14 protein-coding genes are annotated in these 17,361 nt (G+C 37.8%); 6 read left to right on the top strand and 8 right to left on the bottom strand.

Annotation, left to right across the window (positions count from 1 at the left end):
• Positions 1 to 65: 65 nt before the first annotated feature.
• The 8 genes from DW173_RS00475 to DW173_RS00510 all read right to left on the bottom strand — a co-directional run bounded on the left by DW173_RS00475 (position 66) and on the right by DW173_RS00510 (position 9,569).
• Positions 66 to 1,322 (bottom strand): DUF2264 domain-containing protein, encoded by a 1,257-nt coding sequence (locus DW173_RS00475; protein WP_369904564.1) that lies wholly within the window; start codon positions 1,320 to 1,322, stop codon positions 66 to 68.
• A 27-nt stretch (positions 1,323 to 1,349) separates the two neighbouring features.
• Positions 1,350 to 2,522, bottom strand: a complete 1,173-nt coding sequence (locus tag DW173_RS00480) for a glycoside hydrolase family 88 protein (RefSeq protein WP_120143359.1) — start codon at positions 2,520 to 2,522, stop codon at positions 1,350 to 1,352.
• A gap of 203 nt (positions 2,523 to 2,725) precedes the next feature.
• Positions 2,726 to 4,279, bottom strand: coding sequence for an OmpH family outer membrane protein (locus DW173_RS00485; protein WP_120143360.1), 1,554 nt, complete (start codon positions 4,277 to 4,279; stop codon positions 2,726 to 2,728).
• Positions 4,254 to 4,679, bottom strand: coding sequence for an ExbD/TolR family protein (locus DW173_RS00490; RefSeq protein ID WP_004307631.1), 426 nt, complete (start codon positions 4,677 to 4,679; stop codon positions 4,254 to 4,256). The genes DW173_RS00485 and DW173_RS00490 overlap by 26 nt, the downstream gene beginning before the upstream one ends.
• Positions 4,680 to 4,683: 4 nt before the next feature.
• Complete coding sequence (locus tag DW173_RS00495) at positions 4,684 to 5,130, bottom strand: ExbD/TolR family protein (RefSeq protein ID WP_004325585.1); 447 nt, start codon at positions 5,128 to 5,130, stop codon at positions 4,684 to 4,686.
• Entirely contained in the window at positions 5,114 to 6,499 is a 1,386-nt protein-coding gene (locus DW173_RS00500) for a MotA/TolQ/ExbB proton channel family protein (RefSeq protein WP_120143362.1), read from the bottom strand. Before DW173_RS00500 ends, DW173_RS00495 begins: the two co-directional genes overlap by 17 nt.
• Positions 6,500 to 6,947: 448 nt before the next feature.
• The gene (locus DW173_RS00505; protein WP_147402044.1) at positions 6,948 to 7,574 is read right to left on the bottom strand and encodes a hypothetical protein; all 627 of its coding nucleotides are present in this window, start codon (positions 7,572 to 7,574) and stop codon (positions 6,948 to 6,950) included.
• A 696-nt stretch (positions 7,575 to 8,270) separates the two neighbouring features.
• On the bottom strand, positions 8,271 to 9,569 hold the full coding sequence (locus DW173_RS00510) for a VapE domain-containing protein (RefSeq protein ID WP_120143365.1): 1,299 nt from the start codon (positions 9,567 to 9,569) through the stop codon (positions 8,271 to 8,273).
• A 324-nt stretch (positions 9,570 to 9,893) separates the two neighbouring features.
• Between DW173_RS00510 and DW173_RS00515 the strand changes: the two genes are divergently transcribed.
• From DW173_RS00515 to DW173_RS00540, 6 genes are all read left to right on the top strand, one after another.
• Positions 9,894 to 10,532, top strand: a complete 639-nt coding sequence (locus DW173_RS00515; protein ID WP_120143367.1) for an HU family DNA-binding protein — start codon at positions 9,894 to 9,896, stop codon at positions 10,530 to 10,532.
• 113 nt (positions 10,533 to 10,645) lie between these two features.
• Complete coding sequence (locus DW173_RS00520) at positions 10,646 to 11,833, top strand: ATP-binding protein (RefSeq protein WP_120143368.1); 1,188 nt, start codon at positions 10,646 to 10,648, stop codon at positions 11,831 to 11,833.
• 155 nt (positions 11,834 to 11,988) lie between these two features.
• The gene (locus DW173_RS00525; protein ID WP_120143370.1) at positions 11,989 to 13,947 is read left to right on the top strand and encodes a hypothetical protein; all 1,959 of its coding nucleotides are present in this window, start codon (positions 11,989 to 11,991) and stop codon (positions 13,945 to 13,947) included.
• 74 nt (positions 13,948 to 14,021) lie between these two features.
• Entirely contained in the window at positions 14,022 to 14,465 is a 444-nt protein-coding gene (locus tag DW173_RS00530; RefSeq protein ID WP_147402045.1) for a helix-turn-helix transcriptional regulator, read from the top strand.
• A gap of 290 nt (positions 14,466 to 14,755) precedes the next feature.
• Positions 14,756 to 16,273, top strand: a complete 1,518-nt coding sequence (locus tag DW173_RS00535; RefSeq protein ID WP_199722798.1) for an O-antigen ligase family protein — start codon at positions 14,756 to 14,758, stop codon at positions 16,271 to 16,273.
• A 44-nt stretch (positions 16,274 to 16,317) separates the two neighbouring features.
• The gene (locus DW173_RS00540) at positions 16,318 to 17,289 is read left to right on the top strand and encodes a hypothetical protein (RefSeq protein WP_147402046.1); all 972 of its coding nucleotides are present in this window, start codon (positions 16,318 to 16,320) and stop codon (positions 17,287 to 17,289) included.
• Positions 17,290 to 17,361: the final 72 nt, after the last annotated feature.

A 17,361-nucleotide genomic window follows, 5' to 3' on the forward strand; every position in this document is an offset into this window, starting at 1 on the left:
TTAGTTAGTTTAATCTTCAAGAGCTAATTGGCAACTTCATAAGACTAATATTGCTCTGCCATTTTTTAATAATGTATAGCATGATCTTTTGAAAATTCACGACCACTCCATGCTTTCTTAGCAGTCCAATCTTGAGGAGCCGATGTCCAAAAGGAATGATTAGCAGAAAGTCCTAAAGGAAGAAAAACTTCTGATGTTATATACATACTTCCATTGTTACTATACCAGTCGGCCAGTCCAGTCTGATGTCCGGCAAAACCCAATTGCAGAAATCCTTTCTCATTGAAATTCCCGTCAACAGAGAATAAACGTTTCATGACGCAAGTTAACGCATTACGAACCTGTCCTTCCGGGAGTTCTTTAGGCAACATTTCTTTCCAGCAGAGCATTGACAATGGTTGGAAAACTCCCAATCTATAAGTCATAGAACGACCGAATACCGGAAAAGATGCTTCAGGAGATATAAAACGTTCCAAAATCATCCCGAAACGTTGCATACGTTTCTTAGCCAAATCTTCTGTTTTCTTTTGCATCTCCAAACTACGGTCATGCAATATTACTTTATGATCGTTGACAGTCTGCATCACTTGTACAAACATAGGTTGAATCACATAACTATTATAATAATCGAATGCAAAAGTTTCTCCATCCGAATACCAGCCATCACCAACGTACCATTCTTCTGCTTTTCGAACAGCTGTATGAATACGGAACAAATCGTATTGCGCATCGGCTTCCATCAGAAAAGATTCAATCATAGCTGAAAACAATAGCCAGTTTGTGTATGGAGGATCAATCCGACGCAATAACTGAAATTCTTTAATATAACGTTGTTTTGTCACTTCATCCAATGGTTCCCAAAGCTGCTTTTTAGCACGAAGAAAACTACTGGCAATATAAGCCGCATCCACCAAAGGCTGCCCTTCATTTCTCCATAAAAGATAATCAGGGCTATCCGGGTCAACAGCATGTGCATAACTCTTCAAAGCCCATTCACGCAATTGCTTGCGCATTTTACCTTCTTCCGTATCATCATCCGGCAAAGAAAGCCAGGGAGCAATACCAGACATCAGACGCCCGAAACACTCCATGTAGGTCACATCCTTACTGCGTCCATCCCATGTTGGACTGATCTCTACCTGCATATTTTCCTTCAACTCCCCTTTGCTCATATTACTCAATACAGGAGCAGCAATCTTATATGCCATCTGTGCCCAATATTCACGGTCACTGATTTCCTTTTCTACCTTCCCCTTTTTAGCATAAGTTACTGTGCTGAAAACACACAATAAAATGAAGACCAGGATATTTTTATTTTTCATCATTACATTCAAATATAAAAAACAATTCTAATTATTCAGATATTTCACCATTTCAGAACCCGCCAACAGGAAAGCTCCTACTCCAAAGTCCGCAGTCGTCTCTGGTCCGACATTCTTATGTTGATCTGCCCTTTCACCAATTGGTTGTACATAGCCTATCTTTCCATTGGGTTGCAAAGCTATTTCAGTCAAATATTTCCAACCTTGTTTAATAACAGGTTCATAAGTGGATTTATCCAAAAGTCCATTATTCACCCCCCAAAGATACCCATAAGTAAAGAAAGCTGTCCCACTTGTTTCACGCCCCGGAGCCTGCACCGGATCCAACAAACTACGAGTCCAGTATCCCTCTTCTTGTTGTGCAGCAGCCAATGATTTAGCCATAGCCTGGTATATGGTAATATATTCAGTACGATGTACATCATTTTCGGGTAAGTCTTGCAAAACTTTAGCCAAACCTGCAAACACCCAACCATTACCCCTAGACCAAAAGTCTTTCAACCCTTGATTTGTCTTATGTTTCGGGTAGATGTATTTTCCATCCCGATAAAACAGAGCACTTTCCTCATCATACATGAGGTTTTTAGCATAAGTAAAGTACTCATAGAGTTTATCCAAATATTGCTGATTACCTGTAACCTTATAAAGTTTGGTCATCACCGGCATTACCATATACAATCCGTCTGCCCACCACCAATAGTCATTATTGGGAGTTGACATCTCATATTCCATCACTTCCTTGGCACGGGCTATTTTATACTCTGCCGGCTCACGGTCCATGTTATACAAGTCAATATAAGTCTGGAAACAAATCTGCCAATCTCCGAAGAGAACATGTTCCATCGTTTCACCATAATTATATTTCCACTTGGATTTATCATCAGAAGTAGCCCCCTTCCATTGGTTCTTTTCAGCCCATGCTTCCGAATACTTCTTGTAAGTCTCATTACCGGTTACTTCATAAGCTGCAATATTTCCGGTATGATAAGCAGCCGGATGCCAAAAGGCAAATGCCGGTTCCGGATTCTCCGCCTGCCAATAATCATTTACCTTCTTAATAGTCTCAATAACGTTTGACTTTGTCCATACACTATCAACAAGCGCATCTCCCTGACTGCTATTCTTACCCGATTTACAACCTGCTATACTAATACCGCAAGTACAGCCTAATACTAAAAAAGAAAGTTTTCTAAAATTCATTTATTATACAGTTTTTCGTGGTTATTATTATAATGGCAAAGGTGCAAACTTTTTTAAACGAAAAGGTCCTAATATGATTCAAAACCGTACAAATATCATTCAATATACATAAAAAGAGAGTTATGGAAGGCACATAAAGCCTTCACATAACTTCTACCAATAATTAATCCTTAAACAATCTTTCTATTTAAACACACATCTATCTATTTATTTTGGGGAATAATCAAAAAACTAAACCCACACGGCCCGCCACCTCCATTTTCCAGCCGGACCAAAACTTTATTCCACCCCTGTCGAAACTGAAAAGGAGCGATATGTTCATCAATATTATACCAACTGGTTCCATAGTCACGCCATACATCCTTGCCGTTAATCCATACACGCCCGCTGTCATCCGTACCGATAGCTACCAGCATCGTCGTAGCTTCATCAAAATAAAGCTCGGTATAAGCATAGTAAGTTGAATGTCCGGTAGTCACAGGTGGGACATTGTGCATCGATTCACTCTGCATAAACTTCCAACGTAGCGTCCCGTCAAGCTGAACCTCGTCTCCGATAACTTTTAGCGGATCGGAATCCGTTTCCGCAATTCCTGTTCCTATCTGTCCATCAGTATATACAGCATCAAAGTCAATAGAAACTTCAGGTGGATGAACGATGGAAAAATCCTCTCGACCGAAGCTCTCCCATGGTCCAATCATATACCATGTATTGATATAGAGCCATCCCTTACGTTCTGCATCTTTAGAGAAACGCCGTCCGGGCAACGCTTGTGCTTTCACCATTTCCTTGCTCAACTTCGATCCTGAATAAGCACTGAATGTTCCCTTTCCGCCTCCAGAAGCAGAAACTTCTCCACTTCCTCCCATACCAGTTCCATTTCCATTACCGCTACCATTACCTCCAGAGCCTCCATTACCCGGGCTGCCATTACCTTGTCCCATTCCGCTCCCAGGATTACCAGCCTGACGAACTGCCCCAAACAACCCTTCCAAACGAGATTGTGCCAACCCTGCCTGACGAGTAGCTTGTCCGAGCAACCCACGATAATTATTCAAATCAGCAGTGCTCTTTATTTCCAATCCTCCACTAGCATTACTGCCTGCCGAAGTTGCCCACTCACTATCCCTTGACTGCATTCTTATCAATTCATCAAAACTCGGCATACGTGAATTACCCGCTTTCAAAGAACTATACACTTCAGGAAACGACTGTCCCTTGGATAAAGACTGTTTAGCAGCACTCACAGCCAAATGACTTTGTTGAATTTCAGCCTCATAGTCACGTAATACAGCATAAAGTTCTTCTACAGAAGCATTGGCTGACGGATTTCCTGCTTGAGGAATAGCCCGCGCTTTCGATGTATCATTCGCATCAGCAGGTGCTCCCCATGGCAATTTTCTTTTTTCCACTTTCGTCAGCATATCTTCTTTACGCCGTCTCATTGTTTCAGCCATCGTTTGAAACTTCTTCACCTGCTCTTCCAGATTCTTCTTTACCAAAACTTCCGACTGTTCTACCAACTGTCTGGCATAATTAGCAGGTAGTGCCCGTTGTGCCTGTTCCTGTTTTACCTTTTCCGTCAAACTCTTCCTGGACTTTGGATTTTTCTGCTGTTTCATTTGCAAATCCATCGCCTCCTGATCCGGAGACGGCATCTTCCAAATATAGAGTGCTCCGCCCACAAAACAAATCAATGCTATCATCCATGATAGGATAACCGTCAGACGGCTACTCCCTGTTGTAGTTTTCGTCATACGTCCTGATTCCTATATTAGTTAAGTTATAAAACTGGCAAGCATCCATCACTTCTACAAAACGTCCGAACGGAGTATGCCTGTCCATATCAATGCGAATACGCTTTCCCGGATCAGTGATACATGTCTGTCGTAACTGTTCCATCATAAAATTGGTAGAACAAGGTTGCCCGTCCCAATAAAAATTACCATCGGCATCCAACCCTACAATAGCCTGCTTATCATCCGGCTTCAATTTAACGGCCGATTGTGAAGTTGGCAGATCAACGGGAATATCCCTATTTTTCACTTTCGTCATGGTAGATACCAGAAAGAAAATAAGCAGAAGAAACACACAGTCGATTAAAGGAGACATGGAAACTTCCGGTTCATCCTCGTTATTAAATAATGATAGTCTCATAGGCTTAATAGGGTTTGCTTCCAAGGCGTACACGTGTATGTGTAAACCCCTGTATTTGACATTGGTCGAATATCTCTATTACTGTGCTTACCGGTACAGTGCGATAGGCCGTCACATCGATATTTGTTTCCACTCCCCGACTATTGCGTAATTCAGAAAGAAAAGCGCTTAAATCTTTTACAGGCAAGTAAGTACTTTCCCCCGAATAGGCATCATGCCCTACTACCTGATACACATTCTTCTTTTCGTCTACTGCGATAATCACCGCTTCCTCGCCTGCCCGTGTAGTGGAAAGGCTTGAAGTCATTGTAGGAAGAGTTAACGGAATCTGCATTTCCCATTTTTTCATCATCGTAGTTACTAAAAAGAAAATGAGCAGCAAGAACACACAGTCTATCAAAGGAGACATTTGTACTTCTACCTTATCATCATCATCATAATTCAGTCTCATTCTTTTCCTCCTTGTTGTCCAGATACAATTTGGTAATCACTTCTTCCACCTTGACCTCTACCAGTGAAGCCATACGCATGATACGATTCTTGATAATAAAGTATAAAGCAATGGCAGGAGCAGCTATAATCAAACCGGCAGCAGTTGTTATCAATGCCTTGGAGATAGAATCAGACAAAATAGAAGCACCACCTTCATCGCCATATAAAGCAACCAGGCCGAATGCCTCGATCATACCGACAACAGTACCTAACAGACCAATCAACGGAGCCAATGAAGCAATAACAGAAAGAGGATATATACGTGCCAAATGTGTACGAATATCGCGTGCAGCCATGTCACCTGCCGTCTGGCTTACAGCCTCACGCCCGGCTTTCACATGCTCAAAAATAAAACGTAGTGAGTTGGCTAATGTAGAAGGATATTTGTCACAAGCAGCCAATGCTCCTTTCAAATCTCCATTTGCCAAACATTCGTTGACACTTTTGCACAAAGGTTTCGGAGCCAGACGACCTTGACGCGAAGTTATCAGTCTCTGAATTGCAATTACAAGAGCAATCAATCCCAACAAATACAATGGATACATCATTGTACCACCTGCCTTAATCTGTGCTCCCCAGTCGATTTGTACCCCCTGACCAGCAGCAATGCTATCTGATACAGCCTCATCATACATCAACTCATCATCTTCCTCCACTGCCGGAACAACAGTAGCAACCTCACTCGGAAGTACTTTCGGAGCATTTTTTATATCATCCTGCGTTTTTGCTAAAAAGATTTCATCAAAACCCGCATCCCGTTTTTCAGGGCAGATAAATGATATACCGGCTAAAGTAATATTACCGAAATCCTTCCAAAGGTCGCGCGTCATCACCATCCAGTGTCCAGGCTTGTCACCAAGATCCAGACCTTTCAACTGGTTTATCAAATCTTTTGGTTCTCCGGCGATATAAGTAAAATCATATTTCTTTCCTCTTTGACTGGCTGACTTTTCGGAAACATGAAATTTCATTCCAATCTGTTCTCCGCCCCATTTCACCCAGGCAAAAGTAATATAACGATACTCTCCCGGTCCCGGGTTTTCTCGGATAGGAATAGATAAACCAGTCATTTCTGCGGGACTTTTAGCAGCTCCTACATATATATAGTTTTCTGCCTTCTTTGAGTACCCTCCTTTCCGAACATACTTGTTATCTTTTACCCATTGTGCCCCATCCGGCAGTTTAGTACTAAACAGTTCGTATAGTCCTTTACCGGATTTGCCATTCGTTTGTGCCGAAAGCGGGGTAGTAAACAATAGTGTTGCTCCCAAGATGCATACACCTACTATCCCTTTCTTTAAACCTGATTTCATTTTTGTGTAATTCATGTCTATTCTTTTTTTATTATTAACTTTAAATTTATAGCCAACGAAAGTCATCGAACTAATTCACAGTGGCAAAGTTCTTAAAAATAATAGAGAAACGGGTATTCTAATCATTCAAAAAGTTCCAAATCTTTGGTATACGACTTTATATGGAGTCTGATAATCATTCAAAGAGGTTCAAAAATAAATCATGCCTAAATCTTCCTTCATAAACAGTTGTTCATATGCTATAAATTAAAAGGCCATCTATCCTAATAATAGACGACCTTTTTAAAACTAACCGAACATCATATCAATATAATCCAAGAGCAACTTTTTCAAGTTGGTAAAAAATGATGATCTCTTATAATATCATAAAGAATCTAATATCAATTTTATAGAATCTCTTTTGAGTTTCCTTTACTATTAAATGAGATGAAACGGAACACGGTTTCACTCTTTCCCGCTTCATTCAATCCCCCAAAGCAGAAATAGCATACACGAGATGGCCGGACTTCATCATCCCGTTCGATAATTTGATTGTCTTTTTAACAGGTTTCCGAGGAACGGTGCGCAAAGCCCTCATGATAGTGAAAACGGAATCCACCGCCGCTCTCCGAATCTTGTCATTGCTTTTTCCGGGGTAACGATCCAAAACCTCCCGCATCAGCGTATTTTGATAATTTCTCATGATTTGAGAACTCTTTGTATAACCTTCAGAGTCCTGCGTAGTAGCCCTCAAACTATCCGCCACCAATTTTGTATGCGGTTGTTTTAGCAGTTCCTGTGCAGTCGTCAGTTTGAAAATGTTATTTTCCATCCTCTTCAGGCATTTCACCAATTCTTTCTTCTCTTCCGTTTTAACATCGCCGGTCCGAGTATTCATTAAAGCGTCCGCTTGCTCTTTTAATCGAGTAAGTTTCTCCAAATATTTACCCCGCAATGCTTCATATGACATGCCGCCGCGCTCGTCTTTATACAATTCACGATCCAACGCTCTATATTCTTCTGATATTTCTTGCGGAACTTGGGCGTACACACCGTTAGTGCCCCATGAGAGCAAAACCAATAAACTAAAGATAAAGATCATCTCTTTCATATTCCTGTTGTTTAAGTTATTAATAAATTTATAGTAATATCTAGATCTTTGCAGTAACAGCATATTCCAGTTTATCATAATTACTATTGTCTTCATCAAATGGACCAGTTTTTCTCCAAACTGTCTCATCACAATTTGTTAAAGGAGGATGTGTATAGTATTTTTTTAACCAAGTGATCGCATTATGAATTTTTAATATACAAAAATAAACTTTTTTTTCGTAAAATCATTAAAAAAGAAGAATATTCCAGACAACAAAATATTATCATTCAATAATTTAAGTTCAAATACGCCCTATAAGTTAGACAATGGAATTATGTTCTTCAGCAGAAATGGTATCACCTCCTCATATCTTATATGTATTTCTCTATAATGCCTATAAAAAACAACTAATATAATCATTACCAATACCAAGTTTATCCAATACGCATTAGATGTAACAATATTATTCCAATCATCAAATGTCATTTGTTCCTAAAAATTTTATAAGTATACAATATTGTTATTTATTAGAATTATCGTACAAATATCCTGAAAATATTAATCCAATAAGTACCCATATCATTCAAAAAGGTTCATTTTTCAATCAGACATTCAATTTAAACAAAATGAATAAAATCTCTTCACCCTTCACAGCGCCTTCCTATAGGGCAATAGCGGGTGAAGGGGTCTCCTTCACCACCAAGTTCACCCTCCTCAAACCGATATTACCCGATATACATTTCCAAACTTAGTATGTTTACGTTCTATCCCCACCGCTACCAATATTTGCGCCAAACTTGCCGGATTTGCACCACGCATAGCTGCAGGATTCCTCTTTTTTAAACATTGAAATATATCAGCTGCAGAAAGAAGATCACACTCCTCTCCTCTTTCTGCCGATCGATAACAAGCACGCAGTACATCTTCCACTGGTCCTTGACGGTAAAACGCCATATTGTTCCTTTGCAATTCCTGTTCTTCTTCTTTCGTAAACCAATAACGCTGACCTGACAAGATTGCCACTTTCAATTGTGAATAAAGTTGTTCATATTCAATCGCTTCACAATCAATAGGGCGCTCTACTTCCACGCAAATAAATCTGCGGCTACCAGTCGGGTCAGTAAGCAAATCTTTCCTGTTAGACGTACCAATAAAAGAAGCAATACGAGGTAAGGAGCGGTAGTTTTTCTGATATGCTTTGCATAGGCTCAATGAAGCCATTTGCATCAGATTCTTCAACAAAGGCATTTTTGCAGGAGAAAACTTGTCAAATTCATCCAAATTGAGAAGTCCCATCTCCGCCAGTCTACGCTCCACATTCCCCTGACTTGTTAAATCCACCTTATCCATATAATAACGCCGAAGCATAGGAGGAAGCAAAGATTTACAAAAAGTAGATTTAAAATATCCCTGTTCCGTACTGATGAGCAAGGGAGCAACACTATTCGCATGATCTCCCATTACCCCCATCCATTGTGCCGTCATCCCCAACATCCAAATGCGGAATCCTTTTTCCCACGACGGGTTTTCCGAAACCCGTCGTGCCAATGCGGACACACGATCTATCCCATCCCATTCCGACAATTCATTCAGATACAGCCTGAAAGGATGATATTCTGCTATGCGGGTGGAATAAATACACCGCGACAAATCACGATCCCAGCACCCAATACCGGCCTCATGCGCTTCCAGACAGATAGTATTCAACACACGTTGATTGACAGGTTGAAATCCCTCGTTCATCCGTTCCAACAAACGAAATTCAGTTTCTTCCGTCAGAACATTATAACGAAAATCATAATGAGATTTCAAGAAAAGGTCTACCCTTTCAGTCAACTGTTTCGTTTTAGAAAGCGAATCCCTCTCTTTTATCTCCTTTCTCTCTTTAGGCTCTTCATAACAACTAACCGAAGGCTTTGATGCGTCTTCCAGTAATCCTTCACACTCTCCGCTTTTATAAAAGCGGTTTACAAACTTCTGCCATAATGAAAGCAGCACACTTTTCTTGTCCATAAAATTTCGTTTTTAGTATTTAATGGATGCGAATATAATATCCGGAATATGGGATTTACAATTTTTTAATCCCTTCATTTTTATAAAAATGAACTTGGCGTTTTACCTTATTGTTTCTTGTTTATCTCCTAATTAAACCTTATCTTTGGTGCGGATATTTATAGTTTATCACAATAATGATAATATCTTATCACAGTAATGACATGTATATATCACGTTAATGATAAGTACTTATCACATCAATGATAAGTAATAAATATCAAGAAGAAAATTAAGAAACATCAAGAAGATAATCTACAAACATCTAAAGATAAAAGAAAGACTATGGCAGTACAATTTGAACTATATAAGACTCCGATGCCGAAGGAGAAGAAAAACAAGGTAAGATATCATGCGCGTCCGATTAGTTATGAAACAGTAAATACGAAAAAACTGGTTTACCGGATTCACGATCGCTGTTCATTAAGCCCGTCTGATGTGACAGCAACTTTGGAAGAACTGAAATACGAAGTGGCACAGTGCCTTAAAGAAGGGAAAAAGGTGCATATCGACGGATTGGGATATCTACAAGTAACTCTTTCCTGCGAAGAAGAAATACGGGATCCTAAAGATAAGCGAGTGCATAAAGTTAAACTGAAAGCAATCAAATTCAAAGCAGACAAAGAACTGAAAGCCGAACTTTCCGATATGGAATTCCACCGTTCGAAATACAGGCCACATTCTGCCAGGCTTTCTGAAGTGGAGATAGATATGGAATTGACAAAGTATTTTTCGGAAAACCAACTTATCACCCGGAAAGACTTCCAGTACCTCTGTGGAATGACACAAATTACTGCATACCGGCATATAAAAAGACTAATCGCAGAAAAGAAGTTGCAAAACAAAGGGACTACCCACCAACCCATTTATACACCCGTTCCAGGCAATTACAGGGTTTCGGTAGCTGTGAAATACAAAGAATAAGAACATAAAGGCAATGCAAAACAATAAATTATTTATATTTGTAGATGCCATTGAGTAAAAACCAATAATACATTGAGTAAAATAACTCAATGTATTGAGTAAATCAGAACGATATGTACAAAAGAGCTCAATATCAAACGATTATAAAAAGGTTAAAAGAGCCTCGACATTTTCTGCAAGTGGTATTAGGTCCTCGACAAGTCGGAAAAACAACGGTTGTGAAGCAGGTTCTTAAAGACTTGGGACTACCGTTCCAACTTTATTCTGCCGACAGTGTCCCTGCGACACAAACAGGGTGGATTTCAGACTGTTGGAATACGGCAAGAATACAAATGCGGGTAGAAAACAAAACTGAATTTATTCTAGTCATCGACGAAGTCCAGAAAATAAAAAACTGGAGTGAAGTAGTCAAAAAAGAATGGGATGCGGATACCTTCAATGACATCAATATAAAAGTAGTTCTTCTCGGTTCTTCACGTGTGTTGTTGGAGAAAGGATTATCGGATTCGATGATGGGACGCTTCGAAGAAATCAGAATGACTCACTGGTCTTATCCAGAAATGCGCGACGCATTCGGAATCTCTTTGGAGCAATACATTTATTTCGGTGGCTATCCCGGTGCCGCTTTTCTGATTGAGGACGAAGAGCGATGGAGTCAATATATCAACGGAGCAATTATTGATGCTACTATCAACAAAGATATTTTATTTGATTCTCCCATTGGAAAACCGGCCTTATTGCGCCAGACATTTGAACTGGGTGCGTCCTATTCAGGAGAAATCGTATCTCTGACAAAGATGATCGGCTCACTGCAAGATGCGGGAAATACGACAACGTTAGCCGGTTATCTGAATTTATTAGGTGATAGCGGGCTGCTTACCGGACTGCAAAAATTCGCCATGGACAAATCACGCCAAAGAGCAAGTGCCCCCAAATTCCAGGTTTACAATAATGCACTGAAAACGGTGTATAGCGACTTAACATACAAAGAAGCTATCTTGAACAGGAAAGAATGGGGACGTTTTTTTGAATCTGCCGTTGGTGCACATATTATTTCCAATGCTTTCACTGGTGACTATGATGTTTTTTACTGGCGGGAAAAAGACAAAGAAGTAGATTATATACTGAAAAAGAAAAGTCGTATAGTAGCGATTGAAGTAAAAAGCAATAGCGAAACCTACAATGCAGGGCTCGAAGAAATCAGAAAAATGTATCACCCATACGCAACAATGGTTGTTGGAGAAGGAGGTATGGAAGTTGAATATTTTCTAAGTATCAATCCTGCTAAGCTGTTCGAGTGAAAGAAAGGGTGAACCTCTCCTCCTTCACCCTCTTTTCCCTTCCCAATAAGGGTTTCAGCGAAAATGTGAAGAATAAATCTACAATAAAAAATGTGATGATTCTTTGGTAATCAGTGGTAAATAACATACCTTTGTTAAATCAAATTCTATTAAACATGCAAAATAAGACAAAAATATTTTTGATTTTAACACTGATATTTATCTTTGTCTTTATCTCTTGTAAAGATAAAGACAGTGTAAACATAGCATTAGATTATGCAAGTACCAATCGCACTGAATTAATAAAAGTATTATCACATTATGAAGGAGACAGTCTGAAATATAAGGCTGCGCGTTTTTTAATTGACAACATGATTCATCACTATTCTTTCACCAGCGAACGTTTACGGAAATATTATAAAATAATTGATAGTATTAATGTACGAAAGACCGATTATGATAGATGTTTAATATTATATGATTCCATTCGTGAAGAATTAGGACATCCAGATGGAGGACTAATGAAAATAGAAGACATTAAATATATAAAAGCTGATTACCTGATACAAAACATTGATCATGCTTTTCGCATGTGGAAAGAAGGATATTGGGCCTCTCATCTTTCTTTTGATGAATTTTGTGAATATTTGCTTCCTTATCGTGTTGGTAGTGAAAATATTGAAGAGTGGCGCCATGAGTTAGAAAATAAATATTTGGAAACTATCGAATGGATTAAAAGTCGGGATGATATGAGGAATTCTTCATATTGGGCAGCTCTTTATTTGAATGATCAATTAAAGAAACGCGGATTTCATTTGCATGAGGCACTACCGGGATCTAGTGTAGATTTACCTATGACAGTACTAAGAAATATGCAAATGGGAAGTTGCAAAGATTATGTTCGATATGCGACTTATGTCATGCGTGCTTGTGGGATTCCGGTAGGAGTTGATTTTACTCCCCAATGGCCATTTCGTTCTCACTCTCATTATTGGAATATATTACTTGAGAACCGTGGGAAAAACAAACCTTTTGTCGGTGGAGAAAGTAACCCCGGATATCCTAATAAAGATGATTATAAAATGGCCAAAGTCTACCGATGTACATTTGGCTATCAAGAACAAAGTTTATATGCACAAAAAGGGAATGATACCATACCTCAAACTTTAGATTCACCTTTTATAAAGGATGTTTCAGATGAATACATGAAAGGGGTAGATATTTCCCTAAAACTAAAGTCTACAGGAAAGAAAAAACCTCGATTTGCATATTTATCTGTTTTCGATAATCAATACTGGATTGCCGTAACCTGGAGTAAGTTCAATAATGGAAATGTGTTATTCTCTTGCATGGGAAAAGACATCGTTTATCTTCCTTCCTTTTATGAACACAACGAGATGCTTCCTGCTACCTATCCTTTGCAAGTAAAAGCTAATGGGACACAGACTTTTTTAATACCTGACATGGAAAATCTTGATACCCTTATTTTAAAACGTAAGTTTCCCGTATTCAATGGAGTATTAAGATATAGTGAGCGCCTAAAAGGTGGTTACTTTGAAGCCTCAAATAGTCCTTTATTTCATCATTCAGTACGTAGTGATAAAATTAGACGAGTCCCTCAAATGTGCTGGGATTCTTTATCCGTATCTATAAAAGATGCATATAGATATTGGCGTTATGTATCTCCCGAAAAGAGTTATTGTAATATTGCAGAAATTGAGTTTTTTTCTTCAGGAAAGCTCTTGAATGTGTCTAATTGTAAAATACTAAATGATGGAAAAATGGCATCTAAAAGTCAATTAAATACCCCTTTTGACCGTGATCCTCTTACTTATTATGAATCTTCAGAGCCATCTTCCTCCTGGATTGGAATTGATTTCGGAAGTCCCGTGGCTATAGAGCAAATTAAATATCTACCTCGCAACGATGACAACAATATCATAGCCGGACATCTCTATGAGCTTTTCTACTTTGGCAAAAATGGTCCTTGTTCTTTAGGACAGAAAGTAGCGACAGGAGATGTCTTAACTTATGATTCAGTCCCCTCCAAAGCGCTTTACTTACTGAAAGACTTAACTAGGGGAAAGGAAGAACGGATATTCACCTATGAAGGAGGGGAACAAATATGGTGGTAGTTATATTAATTGCATTATGTATTCTCCTTTTGGTCATCATATACGCTCAATCCGAAATCGTGGTAATAACGTCAATGATGCTATTAATTTTATTATTACTATGGACTAAGTATTTCAAAGGAAAATCAAAGTCTAAGAGCAGTGATGAGAATAAGATACAACAGATAGAAAAGCAAACACAAACAGAACTATACTTGAAAAAAAACAGCGCTTCAGAAAATGCCAATTTTGAAGAAGCGTTTCAAATGGCGGGAAATGGAAATTGGAGCGAGTTGGAAAATTGGATAAATAAGACACAAAACAATTTCGCTGAAAAATTACGTAGTAACTATTCTTCTTTAACAGAAGATGATTTTCATATCATCTTTCTATTACGTACAAAGAAAGACCATGCTGAAATTGCAGAATTTCTAAATATCAAAATGTCTTCATTTCGAGTAAGACGCGGTCGCTTAAAAAAGAAGATGAATATAGAGTGCAATTCTTTCACGGATTACATCAACAGCCTTTATTTGTAATATCTTTAATAGAGGCAGCATTTTGATTCATATTCAAACTACTGAATGATTTTTGAACATTTTTCTTACCGTAACATCATTTGTATACGCTAATCATCGCATTTGTATACGCCCGAGATTAGAGCTATATCCATAAAACTGCTTCCTTTGCAAACAAAAGAAACAAGTATGATATGCTCAACTATTTTAACTACATATCAAAGAAGAGAGCAACTCTCAATTGGTTGGAGAAAGTTCTGTTAACAATATTTATAGTAACATGTTTTCTCACATTGTTTGGGAAGACGCAAATGTTATCCGAAATAGAAGCGATATCTAAATGGCATTTATTTGCTTTCTCTTTTTCATTAGCCACCTGTCTATTATCTATATACAAAATAAACAATCCTTTAAGCAAGATAAATCAGAAAACCGTAATTTACTACATAAGCATAATTATAACTGATTTTTCTTGCATTTTAGCATTACATGGTTTGCTTCAGGCTATGGAAGTAGTACCTTGTAGCAGATATTTTATAATAACTGGAACTTTTGAAAATCCAGTGGGGTTGGTAGCCTCTTTATGCGCAAGCATTCCATTTATTGTATATTCAATAAGAAAAGCTAAATTTCTCCCACTGAAATATAGCAATATCAGCATCTTACTAATCGTCGTTATTTGTATTTCCATTTCAGGTTCAAGAACAGCTATATTAACAATGGGCGTTATTGGCATCATCATCATCCATCAATTAAGAAAAATACGCTTTTCGAAGAAAAGTATAATTTTATTTGCGACAGGATTAATAATACTAACCGGAGGACTATATTTTCTAAGAAAAGACTCGGCAGACGGACGCTTGTTGGTATGGAAGTGTTCCTGGGATATGTTTATGGATAAACCTTTTGCAGGACATGGAATAGGAGGATTTCAGGCAAACTATATGAACTATCAAGCAATCTACTTTGAAAACCATCCCGACAGCAAATATAGCCGACTGTCAGATAATGTAAATTATCCATTTAACGAATATCTCGGATTGCTAATAAACTATGGACTTGTAGGCTGTTTGATTGTATTTTCTGTATTTCTTGTCTTATGGAATTTGTGTAAATGGAACAGATGTGATGAAACCCAAACGGCTACATTATGCTTAACCTCTATTGGTCTATTGGCTTTGTTTTCTTATCCTTTATCATACATCTTTATATGGTGTATGCTTTTATTGAGTATAAGCATCATTTTATTCTTCGCAAACAATACTATTACATTACAAGTGTTGCGTTGGAAGAAATTATTATATTCACTCGGTGTAGTTCTTTCTACAGTCATACTATTATATTCAGGTACAAAACTATTCGTGCAATATTCGTGGGGGCAGGTAGCGAAAGCTTCGTTAAAAGAACAAACCGCAAGTACTTTTGCAAAGTATAAAGATTTGTTTCCTCTATTGAAAGACAATAAATATTTTCTCTATAATTATGCAGTTGAGCTTAATTACGGGAAACGCTACAAAGAAAGTATACAAATAGCACAACTCTGTGAGAAATTATGGGCTGATTATAATCTTCAACTTTTATTAGGGGATAATTATAATCAATTAAAACGGTACAAAGAAGCAGAAAAGCATATAATGTTAGCAGCAAACATGTGCCCTACTCGCTTTATTCCTTTATATGAATTGTTTAAAATATATAAGAATACGAACAATAAAGAAAAATCTATCAGAATGGCTAAGACTATATTAAAGAAGCCCATAAAGATAAATTCCCTACAAGTACAATATATAATAGCGGATATTAAATTGTATTTGTCACTAAAAGACTGAAACAACTGTTTTATATAAATAATTAATTAAAAGATAAAATGATTATGAAAATTAAATTTGTTAAAACGACCATGCTCTCAATTATGTTAGCCGGTCTATTGATAATTGGATGTACGAGTAATGAAGATGCTACTCCTACACAATCTAATATCACGAAAGAGCAGTATGAAGCCATGTTCAAAAAACAATTGTTGGATAAAATAAACAACAAGGAGATTGCTCCGAATTTCTTTATCCAGAATTTGGGGTACCCAGTATGGAAAGAAATGAAATGGATGAAATATGAAGATACGGAAATGATTTCAGTTCCTCTAGTTTGTGTATCAAAGTATACAAGAGTAGCTGTCGGACTTATCAACAAAGGTAATTTAGCTATTTATGTGACAGAAGCACCAACTAAAATAGTACAAACGAGAAGTACAACAATAAAAGATTTGAAAGTGTACAACCTCCAACTACTAGGCAAAATGAATATTTCAAGAACAAGAAGTAGTGGAGGTGAAATGGCTGATCTATTAGAAAACAATGTTGAAAATGGTAGTGCAGAGGATTTATATTTTGCATTAGAAGGAAATCATGATTATGATGGAAGCACCACCTTTGGGGATATTTATATTGAAACTACGGATTCCGGTTCTAGTTCTGACTCCAGTGGATCTCTGAAAATCTTCGGACATGCATGGATTAGAATAGAGGCCTGGAATGAACCTGTTGATGGTTCTTCTTCTGGTTGTGAAGAAGTAACAACATCCATTTTTATGTTTATAGGTTTGGATATCAATGACGATCTTGAAGAAGATGTTAGTGCAAGTATGAGTAATGAAATAACTTATGATGGTTTTCAGGAGGTGTTAGACTATAATGCAGAATCTTCTAATGTTAGTTATAATCTATTCTCATGGAATTGTACAGACTATTCAATGGATCTATGGAATACAGTAACAGGAGATAACATATATTTAGAAAATACTCCAAGTACTCCGTCTGCATTAACAGAATATATAGAAAGCCATTAATACTTGTAATGTTAAATATAGTTCCCTTGATTTTTAAAGAGGGAACTGTATTCAATGATTTATAGTTTATTA

This window comes from Bacteroides sp. AM16-13 (assembly GCF_003602705.1).
GTDB lineage: Bacteria > Bacteroidota > Bacteroidia > Bacteroidales > Bacteroidaceae > Bacteroides > Bacteroides xylanisolvens.